Annotated in this window: 15 protein-coding genes and 1 pseudogene; 13 read left to right on the forward strand and 3 right to left on the reverse strand. The window is 61.3% G+C overall.

Going from position 1 to position 16,019, the window contains the following annotated elements:
- Window positions 1–13: 13 nt before the first annotated feature.
- Window positions 14–877 (forward strand): SMP-30/gluconolactonase/LRE family protein, encoded by an 864-nt coding sequence (locus F6S08_RS10925; protein WP_074846071.1) that lies wholly within the window; start codon window positions 14–16, stop codon window positions 875–877.
- Between the two features lie 11 nt (window positions 878–888).
- Here F6S08_RS10925 and F6S08_RS10930 read toward each other — a convergent pair.
- Window positions 889–978, reverse strand: a pseudogene (locus F6S08_RS10930) (outer membrane lipoprotein carrier protein LolA); the annotation flags it as partial.
- A 67-nt stretch (window positions 979–1,045) separates the two neighbouring features.
- Between F6S08_RS10930 and F6S08_RS10935 the strand changes: the two are divergent.
- From F6S08_RS10935 to F6S08_RS10950, 4 genes are all read left to right on the forward strand, one after another.
- Window positions 1,046–2,053: a substrate-binding domain-containing protein gene (locus F6S08_RS10935; RefSeq protein WP_065926374.1), complete on the forward strand. Its 1,008-nt coding sequence runs from the start codon at window positions 1,046–1,048 to the stop codon at window positions 2,051–2,053.
- Entirely contained in the window at window positions 2,050–3,549 is a 1,500-nt protein-coding gene (gene araG, locus F6S08_RS10940; protein WP_315871627.1) for an L-arabinose ABC transporter ATP-binding protein AraG, read from the forward strand. Before F6S08_RS10935 ends, araG begins: the two co-directional genes overlap by 4 nt.
- Window positions 3,550–3,568: 19 nt before the next feature.
- The gene (gene araH / locus F6S08_RS10945) at window positions 3,569–4,534 is read left to right on the forward strand and encodes an L-arabinose ABC transporter permease AraH (protein WP_065924819.1); all 966 of its coding nucleotides are present in this window, start codon (window positions 3,569–3,571) and stop codon (window positions 4,532–4,534) included.
- An 87-nt stretch (window positions 4,535–4,621) separates the two neighbouring features.
- A complete protein-coding gene (locus F6S08_RS10950; RefSeq protein WP_027603627.1) occupies window positions 4,622–5,425 on the forward strand; it encodes an IclR family transcriptional regulator in 804 nt (267 codons plus the stop codon).
- Here the strand turns inward: F6S08_RS10950 and F6S08_RS10955 are convergent, their stop codons facing one another.
- Window positions 5,426–6,478, reverse strand: a complete 1,053-nt coding sequence (locus F6S08_RS10955; protein WP_315871581.1) for an NAD(P)-dependent alcohol dehydrogenase — start codon at window positions 6,476–6,478, stop codon at window positions 5,426–5,428. It abuts the gene before it with no gap.
- A 222-nt stretch (window positions 6,479–6,700) separates the two neighbouring features.
- Here F6S08_RS10955 and F6S08_RS10960 point away from each other — a divergent pair, with 222 nt between their 5' ends.
- Window positions 6,701–7,594 carry an AraC family transcriptional regulator gene (locus F6S08_RS10960; protein WP_027603629.1) on the forward strand — a complete coding sequence of 298 codons (894 nt, stop codon included), beginning with the start codon at window positions 6,701–6,703 and terminating at the stop codon, window positions 7,592–7,594.
- 80 nt (window positions 7,595–7,674) lie between these two features.
- Here the strand turns inward: F6S08_RS10960 and F6S08_RS10965 are convergent, their stop codons facing one another.
- The gene (locus tag F6S08_RS10965; protein ID WP_027603630.1) at window positions 7,675–9,339 is read right to left on the reverse strand and encodes an electron transfer flavoprotein-ubiquinone oxidoreductase; all 1,665 of its coding nucleotides are present in this window, start codon (window positions 9,337–9,339) and stop codon (window positions 7,675–7,677) included.
- Window positions 9,340–9,872: 533 nt separating this feature from the next.
- Here F6S08_RS10965 and F6S08_RS10970 point away from each other — a divergent pair.
- The 7 genes from F6S08_RS10970 (at window position 9,873) to F6S08_RS11000 (ending at window position 15,945) form a co-directional block, all read left to right on the forward strand.
- Window positions 9,873–10,622, forward strand: a complete 750-nt coding sequence (locus F6S08_RS10970; protein WP_065924817.1) for an electron transfer flavoprotein subunit beta/FixA family protein — start codon at window positions 9,873–9,875, stop codon at window positions 10,620–10,622.
- A 2-nt stretch (window positions 10,623–10,624) separates the two neighbouring features.
- Window positions 10,625–11,554, forward strand: a complete 930-nt coding sequence (locus tag F6S08_RS10975) for an electron transfer flavoprotein subunit alpha/FixB family protein (RefSeq protein ID WP_065946916.1) — start codon at window positions 10,625–10,627, stop codon at window positions 11,552–11,554.
- A gap of 84 nt (window positions 11,555–11,638) precedes the next feature.
- Window positions 11,639–12,454: a transporter substrate-binding domain-containing protein gene (locus F6S08_RS10980; protein ID WP_315871582.1), complete on the forward strand. Its 816-nt coding sequence runs from the start codon at window positions 11,639–11,641 to the stop codon at window positions 12,452–12,454.
- A gap of 9 nt (window positions 12,455–12,463) precedes the next feature.
- Window positions 12,464–12,826, forward strand: coding sequence for a DUF4398 domain-containing protein (locus tag F6S08_RS10985; protein ID WP_115489087.1), 363 nt, complete (start codon window positions 12,464–12,466; stop codon window positions 12,824–12,826).
- Window positions 12,823–13,638 carry an OmpA family protein gene (locus F6S08_RS10990; RefSeq protein WP_065946914.1) on the forward strand — a complete coding sequence of 272 codons (816 nt, stop codon included), beginning with the start codon at window positions 12,823–12,825 and terminating at the stop codon, window positions 13,636–13,638. Before F6S08_RS10985 ends, F6S08_RS10990 begins: the two co-directional genes overlap by 4 nt.
- Window positions 13,639–13,909: 271 nt before the next feature.
- Complete coding sequence (locus tag F6S08_RS10995) at window positions 13,910–15,349, forward strand: PLP-dependent aminotransferase family protein (RefSeq protein ID WP_017527404.1); 1,440 nt, start codon at window positions 13,910–13,912, stop codon at window positions 15,347–15,349.
- Window positions 15,350–15,453: 104 nt separating this feature from the next.
- Window positions 15,454–15,945: a translation initiation factor 2 gene (locus F6S08_RS11000; RefSeq protein ID WP_137212057.1), complete on the forward strand. Its 492-nt coding sequence runs from the start codon at window positions 15,454–15,456 to the stop codon at window positions 15,943–15,945.
- Window positions 15,946–16,019: the final 74 nt, after the last annotated feature.

A 16,019-nucleotide genomic window follows, 5' to 3' on the forward strand; every position in this document is an offset into this window, starting at 1 on the left:
ATCAGGAGGCGTCATGTCGTGTACCGCTGTCACTGAGCACCGTGCGCAACTGGGGGAAGGCCCGTTCTGGGACGTGCCGACCCAGGCGCTGTACTGGGTCAATATCGCCGGCAAACAGGCCCTGCGCCTGATGGACGGGCAGTTGCAGATCTGGCAGTTGCCCGAGCACGTTTCGGCGTTTATCCCGTGCGAACGCGGTGATGCGCTGGTGACCCTGAGCAGCGGTGTCTACCGTCTGGACCTGGCCACCGAAGCCCTGACCCTGTTGTGCGTGGCCGACCCGCAACCGGGCAACCGTGGCAATGAAGCGCGCTGCGATGCCCTGGGCCGCCTGTGGCTGGGCACGATGCAGAACAACATCGGCGAACACGGCGAAGACTTGCCGATCACGCGGCGCTCCGGCGGCCTGTTTCGCATCGATGCGGATGCGCAGGTCACGCCGTTGCTTCACGGCCTGGGCATTCCCAACACCTTACTGTGGAGCGAGGACGGCCGCCAGGTGCATTTCGGCGACAGCCTGGACGCCACGCTCTACCAGTACTCGATCCAGGCCGACGGCCAACTCGAGCCGGCACAGGTGTGGTTCGGCCCCCATGAGCGTGGCGGGCCGGACGGCTCGGCCATGGACAGTCAAGGCTACATCTGGAACGCCCGTTGGGACGGCAGTTGCCTGCTGCGCCTGACGCCCGAGGGGGAGGTGGACCGCATTATCGAGTTGCCCGTGAGTCGCCCCACCAGTTGCGTATTCGGTGGCCCCAACCTCACCACTTTGTATATCACCAGCGCCGCCAGCCCATTGGATCACCCTCTGGACGGTGCGGTGCTGGCCATCGAAGTCGATGTACCCGGCATGCCTTGCCATCGCTTTGCCGGTTAGCTGCACCGCTTCACTGTAGGAGCGAGCTTGCTCGCGAAAAGCCTGAGCGCGCCGCGTGCATTCAGGATGTACGCGTCATCGTTAACGTTTTTCGCGAGCAAGAACTAGGCGTCCCCCTCGCTCCTACAAAAAACAGCAAACAAAAAACAACAACAAGGAGTCACCCGTATGAATCATCGTCGTCGTGGTATCCGTTCCCTGTGCTGCGCCGCTGTGGCGGTCTCGGCCATGAGCTTGAGCGGGCTGTTGCTGGCCGCTGAAGAAGTGAAAATCGGTTTTCTGGTCAAGCAGGCCGAGGAACCGTGGTTCCAGACCGAATGGGCCTTTGCCGAAAAAGCCGGCAAGGAACATGGCTTTACCGTGATCAAGATCGCCGTGCCCGATGGCGAGAAAACCCTCTCGGCCATCGACAGCCTGGCCGCCAACGGCGCCAAGGGCTTTGTGATCTGCCCGCCGGATGTGTCCCTGGGCCCGGCCATCGTCGCCAAGGCCAAGGCCAACGGCCTGAAAGTGATTGCCGTGGATGATCGCTTTGTCGACGCCAAAGGCAACTTCATGGAAGACGTGCCGTACCTGGGCATGGCCGCGTTTGAAGTGGGCCAGAAACAAGGCGCGGCCATGGCCGCCGAGGCGAAAAAACGCGGTTGGGACTGGAAGGACACCTATGCGGTGATCAACACCTTCAATGAACTCGACACCGGCAAGAAACGCACCGATGGCTCGATCAAATCCCTGGAAGAAGCCGGCATTCCCAAGGACCATATCCTAACCGCCGCGCTGAAAACCCTCGACGTCCCCGGCAGCATGGACGCCACCAACTCGGCCCTGGTCAAGCTGCCCAGCGGCGCGAAAAACCTGATCATCGGCGGCATGAACGACAACACCGTGCTCGGCGGCGTACGCGCCACTGAAAGCGCCGGTTTCGCCGCCGCCAATGTGATCGGCATCGGCATCAATGGCACCGACGCCATCGGCGAATTGAAGAAGGCCAACAGCGGCTTTTTCGGCTCGATGCTGCCAAGCCCGCACATCGAAGGCTACAACACTGCGCTGATGATGTACGAGTGGGTCACCAAAGGCACTGAGCCGCCTAAATACACGGCCATGGATGAAGTGACCCTGATCACCCGCGCCAACTTCCAGGAAGAACTGACCAAGATCGGGCTGTGGAAATGACGGCGGCGGCCCTGCGTTTCGACGCTATCGGCAAAACCTTTCCCGGGGTCAAGGCGCTGGACGGCATCAGCTTCACCGCCCACCCGGGGCAGGTGCACGCCCTGATGGGCGAGAACGGTGCGGGCAAGTCGACGCTGCTGAAGATCCTCGGCGGCGCCTATATTCCCAGCAGCGGCACGGTGCAGATCGGCGCGCAGACCATGGCGTTCAAATGCGCCGCCGACAGCATCGCCAGCGGCGTAGCGGTGATCCACCAGGAGCTGCACCTGGTGCCGGAAATGACCGTCGCCGAAAACCTGTTCCTCGGGCATTTGCCCTCGCGCTTCGGCGTGGTCAACCGGGGCCTGCTGCGCAAGCAGGCCCTGGCCTGTCTCAAGGGCCTGGCGGATGAAATCGACCCCGAGGAAAAACTCGGGCGCCTGTCCCTGGGCCAGCGCCAACTGGTGGAAATTGCCAAGGCGCTGTCCCGTGGCGCCCATGTGATTGCCTTCGACGAACCGACCAGCAGCCTGTCGGCGCGGGAGATCGACCGCTTGATGGCGATCATTACGCGCCTGCGGGACGAGGGCAAAGTGGTGCTCTACGTGTCGCACCGCATGGAAGAAGTGTTCCGCATCTGCAACGCGGTCACGGTGTTCAAGGACGGCCGTTACGTGCGCACCTTCGACGACATGAGCGCGTTGACCCACGACCAGTTGGTGACCTGCATGGTCGGCCGCGACATCCAGGACATCTACGACTACCGCCCGCGCGAGCACGGTGAGGTGGCGCTCAAGGTCGACGGTTTGCTGGGTCCGGGTTTGCGTGAGCCGGTCAGTTTTGAGGTGCGCAAGGGCGAGATTCTCGGTCTGTTCGGCCTGGTGGGGGCAGGGCGCACGGAGTTGTTCCGTTTGCTCAGCGGCTTGGAACGCGCCAGCGCCGGCAGCCTGGAGCTCTGCGGTGAAGCACTGACACTGCGCTCACCGCGTGATGCCATCGCCGCCGGTGTACTGCTGTGCCCCGAGGACCGCAAGAAGGAGGGCATCCTCCCGCTCGCAAGCGTCGCCGAGAACATCAACATCAGTGCCCGTGGCGCCCATGCGTCGTTTGGCTGGCTGTTGCGCGACGGTTGGGAAAAGGGCAACGCCGACCAGCAGATCAAGGCGATGAAAGTCAAAACGCCTAACGCTGAACAGAAAATCATGTACCTGTCCGGCGGCAACCAGCAGAAAGCCATTCTTGGCCGCTGGCTGTCGATGCCGATGAAGGTCCTGCTGCTCGACGAGCCGACCCGCGGCATCGACATCGGCGCCAAGGCCGAGATCTACCAGATTATCCATAACCTCGCGGCCCAGGGCATTGCGGTGATCGTGGTGTCCAGCGACCTCATGGAAGTGATGGGCATCTCCGATCGCATCCTGGTGATGAGCGAAGGCGCGCTGACCGGCGAACTGAGCCGCGATCAAGCGGATGAAGCACGCCTGCTGCAACTGGCACTCCCGCGTTCGCGGGCTTGAAGAATAAGAGGGTGTAGGCATGTCTCAGGTAAAAACTGCAAAGGGCTTCTGGCCGGGTTTCAACCAGCGCAAGTTTCTCGATGACTGGGTGATGCTGCTGGCGGCATTGGGCATCTTTGTGCTCAGCGCGCTGTTTATCGACAACTTCCTCTCGCCGCTGAACATGCGTGGCCTGGGCCTGGCGATTTCCACCGTGGGCATCGCCGCCTGCACCATGCTGTTCTGCCTGGCGTCGGGGCACTTCGACCTGTCGGTGGGCTCGGTGATTGCCTGCGCCGGTGTGGTGGCGGGGATCGTGATTCGCGACACCGACAGCGTGGCGCTCGGTGTATCCGCTGCATTAGCCATGGGTTTGGTGGTAGGGCTGATCAACGGCATTGTCATCGCCAAGCTGCGTATCAATGCGTTGATCGCGACGTTGGCGACCATGCAGATCGTGCGCGGCCTGGCCTACATCTTCTCCAACGGCAAGGCGGTGGGGGTGATGAACGAGGATTTCTTTGTGTTCGGCAACGGCCAACTGTTGGGCGTGCCGGTGCCGATCATCATCACCGTGCTGTGCTTTGTGTTTTTTGGCTGGCTGTTGAACTACACCACCTATGGGCGCAACACCATGGCGATCGGGGGGAACCAGGAAGCGGCGTTGCTCGCCGGGGTGAACGTTGATCGCACCAAGATCATCATCTTCGCCGTGCACGGCCTGATCGGCGCCTTGGCCGGGGTGATCCTCGCCTCGCGCATGACCTCGGGCCAGCCGATGATCGGCCAGGGGTTCGAGCTGACGGTGATTTCCGCCTGCGTGCTGGGCGGGGTGTCGTTGAGCGGCGGCATCGGCATGATCCGCCATGTGATTGCCGGGGTGCTGATCCTGGCGATCATCGAGAACGCGATGAACCTGAAGAATATCGACACCTTCTACCAGTACGTGATTCGTGGTTCGATCCTGTTGCTGGCGGTCATCATCGACCGCATGAAGCAGCGCTAGACCGAACACCTCCCACCTTTGGATCGCCACTGTATTGAGGGACGGTATTTGCCATAATGCCCCCGCTTTCATACCTATAGGCCCGATATGCAGGAAAACGCCCACACCCCCGTCAAAGACGCTGCCCCCACCGGCACCCAGACCCTGCTGCGTGGCCTGGGCGTCGTGCAGGCGGTGGCGGCCGGTGCGCGGGATCTGAAAGAGATCGCCAGGCGCATCGGCACCACCCGCAGCACCACCCACCGCCTGGCCAGTTGCCTGGTGGAAGAGCGTTACCTGCGCGTGGTGCCGCAAGTCGGCTACCTGTTGGGGCCGAAGTTGATCGAGCTGGGATTTCAGGCCCGCGAAGAGCTGCCGCTGGTGACCCTGGCGGTGCCGTACCTGGATGAGCTGTCGGCATTGACCGGCGACACCATCCACCTGGCCATTCGCGAATACGACGACGTGCTTTACCTGCACAAGAACCCTGGCCGCAACGGTCCGGAAATGCGCTCGCGGGTCGGCCATCGCATGCCGTTGGCGCGCACGGGTGTGGGCAAGGCGATGCTGCTGGATGACTCGGTGCAAGAGTGGCAGCGTTTGTACGAGACCAGCCTGCCGGCGGGTGGGAAAAACCTGCAATGGCCGCAGCATCCAGAACAATCCTGGGCGCAGTTCGAGCAGCGCATGCGTGAGTATGTGGTGGGCGGGTATGCGTTCGACCTGGAAGACAACGAACCGTCGATCCGGTGCGTGGCGGCACCGGTGCGCGATGCCAGCCGGCGAATCGTCGCCGGCATCAGCATCGCCAGTACCGTGCCCTACATGCCGCTGGAGAAAATGGCCGAGCTGATCCCTGTGATCAAACAGGTCGCAGCGCGGCTGTCAGCGGAGTTGGGTGCGAAGGCTTGATCAGGCCTTCAAGGTCGCCATGTCGATGACAAAGCGGTACTTCACATCACCGGCGATCATGCGGGTGTAGGCCTCGTTGATCTGGCGGATGTCGAGCATTTCGATGTCGCAGGTGATGCCATGCTCGGCGCAGAAATCCAGGACTTCCTGGGTTTCGGCAATGCCACCGATCAGCGAACCTGCCAGCACTTTACGTCCCAATACCAGTTTGGCGGCGTTGACCGGTGGGTCCACGGGCTCGATCAGGCCAACCAGGATGTGCACGCCATCAAAGCGTAATACGTCGAGGTAGGGGTTCAGGTCGTGCTGCACCGGGATGGTGTCGAGCAGGAAGTCGAAGCTGCCGGCGGCGGCTTTCATCTGTTCGGCATCGGTGGACACGATCACATGGTCGGCACCCTGGCGGCGGCCTTCTTCAGCCTTGCTAGCCGAGCGGGTGAACAGTGTCACTTCCGCGCCCATGGCCTTGGCGAACTTGATGCCCATGTGGCCCAGGCCACCCATGCCGAGAATCCCGACCTTGTCGCCAGCCTTGACGCCGTAGTGCTTGAGCGGCGAATAGGTGGTGATGCCTGCGCACAGGATCGGCGCGGCGCTGGCCAGGTCGAGCTTGGCCGGGATCTTCACCACGAAGTGCTCGCTGACCACGATGCTGTCGGAGTAACCGCCCATGGTGTTGCTGCCATCGACGCGGTCCGGGGTGGCGTAGGTCATGGTCGGGCCTTCGAGGCAATATTGCTCGAGGTCCGATTTGCACGCTTCGCAGTGGCGGCACGAATCGACCATGCAGCCGACGCCGACGAGGTCGCCGACTTTATGCGCGGTCACGCGGGCGCCGACGGCGGTGACCTTGCCGACGATCTCGTGGCCCGGCATCAGCGGGTACACGGCGATGCCCCATTCGTTGCGCGCCTGGTGGATGTCGGAGTGGCACACGCCGCAGTAGAGAATCTCGATGGCCACGTCATCGGCGCGCGGGCTGCGGCGTTCAAACGACATGGGGGCGAGGGGAGTGGTGGCCGACTGGGCGGCGTAACCGATGGCGGTATACATGGCGAAAACCTCGCAAAAGCAGGGACAGATGAGGCGGGCCATTTTCCGCGTCACCCCCTGATGCGGCCATGGCGATTGCTCCGAGTCTCATGCCTAAAGCTCCGGAGGAGCCGCTAAAAGCAGCAAGCTACAAGTCGCAAGCTATAAACTGCGTGCTCTCTTGCAGCTTGAGGCTTGAAGCTTGCTGATGCTCAGATCTGAAAACTCCCGAGAACTGCTTTTATGCTATTGACCCGCCATGTTGATGCCAACGCCACGCTGGTTGCCCTGATCGAGGGGCTGACGTCCCGCGACGGTTTCTCCCCGACCCATCTGCCGGGTGTGCAAGTACTGCGCGCCAGTTGCGACGTAGCGCGCGGCCCGCAGATCTACGAGCCGAGCCTGATGTTCGTGGCCCAAGGCAGCAAGGTCGCCTACCTGGGCCCGCGTACGCTGGAGTATGGCGCCGGGCACTACTTGATCCAGGCGATGCCGGTGCCGTTCGAGTGCGAGACGTTCGCCATGGCGCCCGGTGCGCCGCTGCTGGGGGTGACCGTGGGCATTGACCGCGTGGTGCTGGGTGAGTTGGTGATGGCCATGGGCATGCAGGCCGGTCCGCCGCCGACCGCGCAAACCCTGGAGTCGATGAGTTCGGTGGTCCTGGATGACGCCATGCGCGGCTGCGTCGAGCGGCTGCTGCAGTGCCTGCACGATCCACTGGAAAGCCGGATCATGGGCCCGGCGCGGGTGCGGGAATTATTGTTCACCGCCTTGCGTGGCCCCCAGGCCGATGTGCTGCGCGCCTTGGTGGAACAGCAAGGGCAGTTTTCGCGGATCGCCACGTCGTTGAATCACCTGCATGCCCATTACGCCGAGCCGCTGAATATCGAGACGTTGGCGGGGTACGCGCATATGAGTGCGTCGACGTTTCACGAGCATTTCAAACGCTGCACGCTGTTGTCGCCGGTGCAGTACTTGAAGCGTTTGCGCTTGCTCAAGGCTCAGCAGTTGCTGCTGGTGGAGGGCATGGGCGTGGCGCAGGCGGCGCACAGCGTGGGGTACCAGAGTACGTCGCAGTTCAGTCGCGAGTACAAGCGCTACTTCGAGCGTAACCCTGGCGAAGAGCGGGCTGCCTAGTCATTTCAGGCAAGCCCCCTCCCACAGTTGACCGAGTTTGACTGCATAAAAAAGGCTCCCATTCGGGAGCCTCGCTTGGCTTACATATTCGGGTAAGTCGGCCCACCCGCACCTTCCGGTGTGACCCACGTGATGTTCTGCGAAGGGTCCTTGATGTCACAGGTCTTGCAGTGCACGCAGTTCTGGGCGTTGATCTGGAAGCGCTTCTCGCCGTCTTCCTGGGTGATCACTTCATACACGCCGGCCGGGCAGTAACGCTGCGCCGGTTCATCGTAGAGCGGCAGGTTGGTGCCGATCGGGATGCTTGGGTCTTTCAACTTCAAGTGGCACGGCTGCTCTTCTTCGTGGTTGGTACCGGAGATGAACACCGAGCTCAACTTGTCGAAGCTCAACTTGCCGTCGGGTTTCGGGTAGTCGATCTTCTTGCTGTCCTTGGCCAGCTTCAGGCAGGCGTAGTCCGGCTTGGTATCGTGCAGGGTGAACGGCATCTTGCCGCCGAGGATGTTCTGGTCGAACCAGTTGAAGCCGGCGCCGATGATCGGGCCGAACTTGTGCATCGCCGGGCCGAAGTTGCGGCTGGCGAACAGTTCTTCGTAGAGCCAGCTTGCCTTGAAGCTGTCGACATAGTTGGTCAGCTCATCGCCGCCTTCGGATTCGGCCAGCAGGCGTTCGGCCACGGCATCGGCAGCGAGCATGCCGGACTTCATCGCAGTGTGGCTGCCTTTGATCTTGGCCACGTTCATGGTGCCCAGGTCGCAGCCGATGAGCGCGCCGCCCTTGAACACCATCTTCGGCAACGAGTTGATACCGCCCTTGGCCAGGGCGCGTGCGCCGTAGCTGATGCGCTTGCCGCCTTCCAGGTACTGGGCCAGCACCGGGTGGTGCTTGAGGCGCTGGAACTCGTCGAACGGCGACAGGAAGGTGTTGCTGTAGGACAGGTCGACGATCAGGCCGACGACCACCTGGTTGTTTTCCAGGTGATAGAGGAACGAGCCACCGGTGTTCTCGTTGCTCATGATGTCCAGCGGCCAACCGGCGGTGTGCACCACCAGGCCTGGCTGATGCTTGGCCGGGTCGATTTCCCAGATTTCCTTGAGGCCGATGCCGTAGTGCTGGGCGTCGGCGTCGCTGTCCAGGTTGAAGCGCTGGATCAACTGCTTGCCGATATGCCCACGGCAGCCTTCGGCGAACAACGTGTACTTGCCACGCAGTTCCATGCCCGGGGTGTAGACGCCTTCTTTTGGCTGGCCTTCACGGTCGACGCCGAGGTCGCCGGTGATGATCCCGCGCACCACGCCGTTTTCATCGAACAGCGCTTCCTGGGCGGCGAAGCCTGGGTAGACTTCCACACCCAGGTTCTCGGCCTGCTGGGCCAGCCAGCGGCACAGGTTGCCCAGGGAGATGATGTAGTTGCCTTCGTTGTGCATGGTCTTGGGCACAAAGAAGTCTGGCACCTTGGTGGAGGTGTCGGCGCTGCGCAGCACATAGATGTCATCGCGCACCACGGGGGTGTTGAGCGGGGCGCCGAGTTCCTTCCAGTCCGGGAACAGTTCGTTCAGGGCACGGGGCTCGAACACGGCACCGGAGAGGATGTGTGCGCCCACTTCGGAGCCTTTCTCGACCACGCAGACGCTGATTTCCTTACCGGCTTCGGCGGCCTTCTGCTTCAGTCGGCAGGCGGCAGACAGGCCCGCCGGGCCAGCGCCGACGATGACCACGTCGAATTCCATGTATTCGCGTTCCACAGGCTATCTCCTACTCAAGGCTCAACAGGCTTTTTTTCTAATGGGTGGAGGTTCGGTGTCGTGTCCGTCATCGCCGTGCGCAACGGCAGGGGATGACCCACCTGTCTCTCTAGGTGGCGCATTATATATAGACCACTGTCAGCGTCCAATACAAACGTTTGTTTGAATTGCCCGCAGGCTAGGTAAATCAAAGCAACGCGGCTTATGACTGGCCATTTTGCCGTATTGACCAGAATAGGCGTTCCGGTCAATATACGGTCGGTTTTGCACAGACCGTAGGCAGACTGTAGGTTTCAAGAGCACGTCCAAAAGCACGGCAAAGGCAAAACAGGTGACGCGCGTTTAATTGATGGCGCGCAGTTTACACGCCGCGATAAAGAATGACCTCCCAGTCACCACTGACGAACGGTCATCACTTCCCGTGAGCAAGGTCATTCGCCGCCGTTTTTGGAGGTGCCCTTGTGTGCCGATGAGCATCAACCGCCAGGTTCGCCTAGGCGACTTTCTTTTCACCGGAGAGTAACGAGGAATCCATGAAGGTTCTTGTAGCTGTCAAACGCGTTGTCGATTACAACGTGAAAGTTCGCGTCAAGGCGGACAATTCCGGCGTCGACCTTGCTAACGTCAAGATGTCGATGAACCCTTTCTGTGAAATCGCCGTGGAAGAAGCCGTACGCCTGAAAGAGAAAGGCGTGGCGACTGAAATCGTTGTGGTTTCCATCGGCCCGACCACTGCTCAAGAGCAGTTGCGTACCGCCCTGGCACTGGGTGCCGACCGCGCTATCCTGGTCGAGTCCGCTGAAGAGCTGACCTCCCTGGCCGTGGCCAAGTTGCTCAAGGCCGTTGTCGACAAGGAACAGCCTCAACTGGTGATCCTTGGCAAACAGGCGATCGACAGCGACAACAACCAGACTGGCCAGATGCTGGCTGCACTGACCGGTTACGGCCAGGGCACCTTCGCTTCGAAAGTCGAAGTGAGCGGCGACAACGTTGCCGTGACCCGCGAAATCGACGGCGGCGCGCAGACGGTTTCCCTGAAACTGCCGGCCATCGTCACCACCGACCTGCGTTTGAACGAGCCGCGCTACGCGTCCCTGCCAAACATCATGAAAGCCAAGAAGAAGCCTCTCGAAGTGCTGACTCCGGATGCTTTGGGCGTTTCCACCGCCTCCACCAACAAGACCGTCAAAGTTGAAGCGCCGGCTGCACGCAGTGCGGGCATCAAGGTCAAGTCGGTGGCTGAACTGGTCGAGAAACTGAAAAACGAAGCGAAGGTAATCTAATCATGACTATCTTGGTAATCGCAGAACACGACAATAAGGTGCTGGCCCCGGCCACCCTGAACACTGTTGCTGCTGCCGCTAAAATCGGTGGCGACATCCACGTACTGGTCGCCGGTCAAGGCGCTGGCGCCGTGGCTGAGGCTGCAGCCAAAGTGGCTGGCGTAAGCAAAGTACTGCTGGCCGACAACGCCGCTTACGCTCACCAATTGCCGGAAAACGTCGCCCCCCTGGTAGCAGAGCTGGGCGCTGGCTACAGCCACATCCTGGCTGCCGCCACTTCCAACGGCAAAAACATCCTGCCGCGCGTTGCCGCGCAGCTGGATGTTGACCAGATCTCCGAGATCATCTCGGTAGAAAGCGCCGACACCTTTAAGCGCCCGATCTATGCCGGTAACGCGATTGCCACCGTGCAATCGACCGCTGCCGTCAAAGTCATCACCGTGCGTGCCACCGGTTTCGACCCGGTTGCCGCTGAAGGTGGTTCGGCTGCCGTTGAGGCCGTTGTTGCTGCCCACGATGCTGGCACGTCCAGCTTTGTTGGCGAAGAGCTGGCCAAGTCGGATCGTCCTGAACTGACCGCTGCCAAGATCGTCGTTTCCGGCGGCCGTGGCATGCAGAACGGTGACAACTTCAAGCACCTGTACGCCCTGGCCGACAAGCTCGGCGCTGCGGTCGGCGCCTCCCGCGCGGCCGTCGACGCAGGCTTCGTACCCAACGACATGCAGGTCGGCCAGACCGGCAAGATCGTTGCGCCACAGTTGTACATCGCTGTCGGTATCTCCGGCGCGATCCAGCACTTGGCCGGTATGAAGGACTCCAAAGTGATCGTCGCGATCAACAAGGACGAAGAAGCACCGATCTTCCAGGTGGCCGATTACGGCCTGGTGGCGGACTTGTTCGAAGCCGTACCCGAGTTGGAGAAGCTGGTCTAATCCAGCCGCTTCACTTATAAAGAGCCCGGTCTAGTGACCGGGCTTTTTTTGGCCCGGGCTTTTTTGAACGCCGGAGAAACCGCCATGGAACTGCGCCCCTGGGCCGTACTGCTGGGACTTACGCTGCTGCCGAGCCTGGCCCAGGCAGCCGGCAAATGTGATCGCCTGGTGATCACCGGCAGCCCGGATGCACCGCCGCTGCTGTGGCGCGACCCCCAAGACCCGACGCACCTGATCGGCGCCACCGCCGATGTCTTGCAACAGGTAGCCAAGGAGCTTGGGTTGAAAATCGACCTGCTCTACGGCGGCAAGCGTTCCCTGGCCCTGGACGAAGTGCGCAGCGGGCGCATGGACATCCTCGCCGATGCACCGCTGAACCTTGGCGAGCTGGAAACCCTCGACTACATCCACCCCGCGCTGGTACAGCTCGATTATCTGGTCTGGACCCGCAAGGATTCGGCGCTGGCCTACTCCACGGCGGCGGACCTGCATGGCCACAAGGGTGCAGTGTCGGAACGTGCGCGCTTGAGCCGCGACTTTGAAACCTTCGCCGGCCAGCAACTGACCCTGCAACGCCTGCCCACGTTGACCCCGGCCTTCCAGAAACTGCTGCTGGGGGAAGTGGACTACGTGCTGGCCGGGCGTTACTCCGGCATGGCCATGGCCCAGACGTTAGGGATGAGCAATGACCTGGTGGCCCGCGACGTGCCCGTCGATCAGCCCGGCCTGTACCTGGCGATTTCCCACAACTCGGCCTGCAATGATCCGTGGCTGCGCGGACAGCTGGCCAAAAAGATGACAGAATTGCCCGGGTCTGGTGTGACGGAAGCCGCGCTGCAGCGCAATCTGGAGCGTTGGAAAGCGCAATTGCAACAACCCGTCGGCACCCCAACAAAGTAGGGATTTTCAGTGACTCTTCGACCTTTTTTCGCGGCCCTCGCCGTTGTCGCTCTGGCGGGATGTGCAGCCGATCCTGCGCCGAATGAACAAATTCGCCTCACCCAGCAAGCCCTGGAACAAGCCAACGCCGTGGGCGCCAGCACCGATGAATCACCCGAACTGAAACTGGCCGAAGACAAATTCGCCCAGGCCAAGGCCGACATGGCCGAGCAATCCTACAAGGACGCGCGCATGCAGGCCGAACAGGCCGAGCTGGATGCGCGCCTGGCCGAAGCCCAGGTGCTGACCCGCAAGAGCCAGGAACAACTGAACGTGCTCAATACCCGCATCACGCGCCTGCGCAAGCAATTGCAGCTGGGAGAAGCCCAATGAACCCGATGATCCGTGGTCTGGGCTGTGCCGTGCTGCTGGGCAGTGCGGCACTGGGCGGTTGTGCCAGCCACCCCAGTGGCGAACAGGCCTTGCAACAGGCGGGCAGCGACTTCCAGAAGGTCAAGGAAGACGCCAACGTGCTGCGTATCGCACCCAAGGACGTGATCCGCGCCGGTGAATCCCTGGCGCGGGCCGACCGCTTGTCCAGCTACTGGGGCAGCGGTGCCGACGTGGTGCATTACGCCTACCTGAGCCAGCGCTACAGTGCCATCGCCCGCGAACACACCGAGCAGACACTTAACGAAGAGCGTGCCGCCAAGCTCGAACTGGAACGCCAGCGCCTGCAATTGGCCCTGCGTGAAAGCAAGCTGATCAGCGTGCAGCAGCAGGGTAAATGGCTCGAAGAACAGATCGCCAGCCTGACCACCACTCAGACCGATCGTGGCCTGGTGATGACCCTGGGCGACGTGCTGTTCGATACCGGTGAAGCGGAGTTGAAAAACTCGGCGAACCGCACCGTATTGAAAATCGTGCAGTTCCTGCAACTGAACCCCAAGCGTGTGGTGCGCATCGAGGGGTACGCTGACAATACGGGTGGTCAGCAGGAAAACGTCAAACTGTCCCGTGATCGCGCGCAATCGGTGGCCGATGTGCTGGTGGACCTGGGAATCGACGAGAAACGCATCCAGGTTGAGGGCTACGGCGACCAGTACCCGGTGGAAGCCAACGCCTCCGAACGTGGCCGCGCGCAGAACCGTCGCGTAGAAATAGTGTTCTCCGACGAGAAAGGCCAACTGGGCGCCGCTCGCTGAAGCCTTGCGCAAATCAAAAGTGTGGGAGGGGGCATGCCCCCGATAGCGGTGGATCAGTCACTATTTTCGGCGATTGACACTCCGTCATCGGGAGCAAGCCCCCTCCCACATTGTTCTGTATACATCTGAGTATTCTCTCCACTCACCTTACAGTTTTTACTGTCACTCCCGCGCGCGCTCGACTATTGTGGCAACTGTCCCCGTACACTTCTAAACTGTGCTGGTATGTTTCACACAAAAATAAAATACCCGTGAAATCGAGTGCTGCGTCATGACCAATCTGTTGCTTTACCAACGTATCGCCCAGCAACTGGCTGAGGACATCCGTCGCGGTGTCTATCAACCTGGCGAGCGCGTGCCCTCGGTGCGCAAGATGAGCTCCCAGCTCAATGTCAGCCACGCTACGGTATTGCAGGCCTACGCCAACCTGGAAGACCAGGGGCTGATCCGGGCACGGCCGCAGTCCGGTTACTACGTGCACCAGACGCCGGCGCTCACCGCTCCGACGCCGGACATCGCGCGGGTCGAGCGCCCGGGGTTGGTCACCCGCAGCAGCATAATCCAGCAAGTATTGGGTGAGTCGCGCCGCGAAGGCGTGTTCCCCTTGGGCGCCGCCGTGCCGAGTGTCGACTACTTGCCGGTGCGGGCGCTGCACCAGCAATTGGCCAAGGTCACGCGCTTCCAGAGCCCACGCGCCTTCAGCTACATGTTCAGCCCCGGTTTCGAGCCGTTGCGCCGCCAGGTGGCGATTCGCATGCGTGACGCCGGCGTGGTGGTGGACCCCTCCGAAGTGGTGATCACCCACGGCTGTGTTGACGCCTTGCAGATGTCGCTGCGGGTGCTGACACGTCCCGGCGACTTGATCGCGGCTGAATCGCCGACCTATTACGGCTTGCTGCAACTGGCCGACCTGTTGGGCCTGAAGGTCATCGAGATCCCCAGCGACCCGTCCACCGGCATGAGCCTGGAAGCCCTGCAACTGGCCGCCAACCAATGGTCGATCAAGGCCCTGGTGTTGACCACGCGCCTGAGCAACCCCTTGGGCGGCACCATGCCCGAGGAACGGCAGAAACAGTTGCTGCGCCTGGCCTCGGATTTTGATATCCAGATTGTCGAAGACGATATTTACGGCGAACTGATGTTCGAACTCGGCCGCACCAAGGCTCTCAAGGCCTATGACCGCCTGGACCGGGTCATCTATTGCTCGAGCTTTTCCAAGACCTTGTCGCCGGGTGTGCGCATCGGCTGGATGATCGCCGGCAAGTACCAGCAGGAAATCCAGCGCCTGCAAATGTTCAGCACCCACTCGGCCTGCAGCGTCACCCAGATGGGCGTGGCAGCGTATCTGGAGAACGGCGGGTACGACCGGCACCTGCGTTACATCCGCCAGGAATACCGCAAGAATCTCAGCGCCTTCCAACTGGCGGTGCAGCAGTATTTCCCGGAAGGCACCCAGATGACTCGTCCGACGGGCGGCTTTATTTTGTGGGTCAGTTTGCCTGGGCGGGTCAATACCCAGGAACTGCACGTGCGCGCCCTGCAACAGGGCATCAGCATTGCGCCGGGCTTGATCTTCAGCAATACCGAGCAGTTCAACCACTGCATTCGCCTTAACTGCGGCACACCTTGGAACCGCGAAGCAGAGCGTGCGCTGATGACCCTGGGGATGCTGGCCAGCCAGCTATGCCAGGAAACCGCAGCCGGCTTTTGAGGCGCCGAAAAGGGGCAGCGCCGATAGCTGGCTGATCACCGCGCTTGTCATGCCGCGCACAACAAGCGAGCATATGGCCCTCTGCCGTTAATGCTGTAGGCAATATGACCTCGATTGTTCGCGCTGCTTTGGTGATTGGCCTGTTAAGCCTGTGTAACGTCGGCACAGCGCTGGCGGCGGCACCCGTGGCTGAAAACAAGCCCGCTGCCAATACCCAGCCGGATGCCCCGGCAAAAAAACCTTCCACCGCCAAGCAAGCCCCCGTCGCGAAGAAGCCAACCGCCACGGCGAAAAAACGTGCGTCGACGGCGAAAAAATCCAAGTCAGCCCAGGAAGTGGCACAGACCAAACTGCCACCGGCACAGTTGGATTTGTCCCTGCCTTCGGACATGGTCAGGCACCTGCAGCCCCTGGGTACCGTGCCCAAGCCCAAGAGCGTGCCGTTGTTGCCGCCGATGTTCGGTGAAAAGCCCACCGACAACAGTGCGTTCCAGATCAACGGCCGTTTGCTCAGCAATGAGATGAAGCTGCAATTGCGCAACGAAGAGCGCCGTGAAGTGGAAGGTGCCGCGTTGGAATTCGAGTTCAAGCAGTAAACTTTTTCCTACCAAGTGACGCAGGCCATCGACCATCTGTCGCAGACTGGTCGGTCACTTTTATTTTGTGCGAA

This window comes from Pseudomonas sp. JV449 (assembly GCF_032424295.1).
Lineage (GTDB): Bacteria > Pseudomonadota > Gammaproteobacteria > Pseudomonadales > Pseudomonadaceae > Aquipseudomonas > Aquipseudomonas marginalis.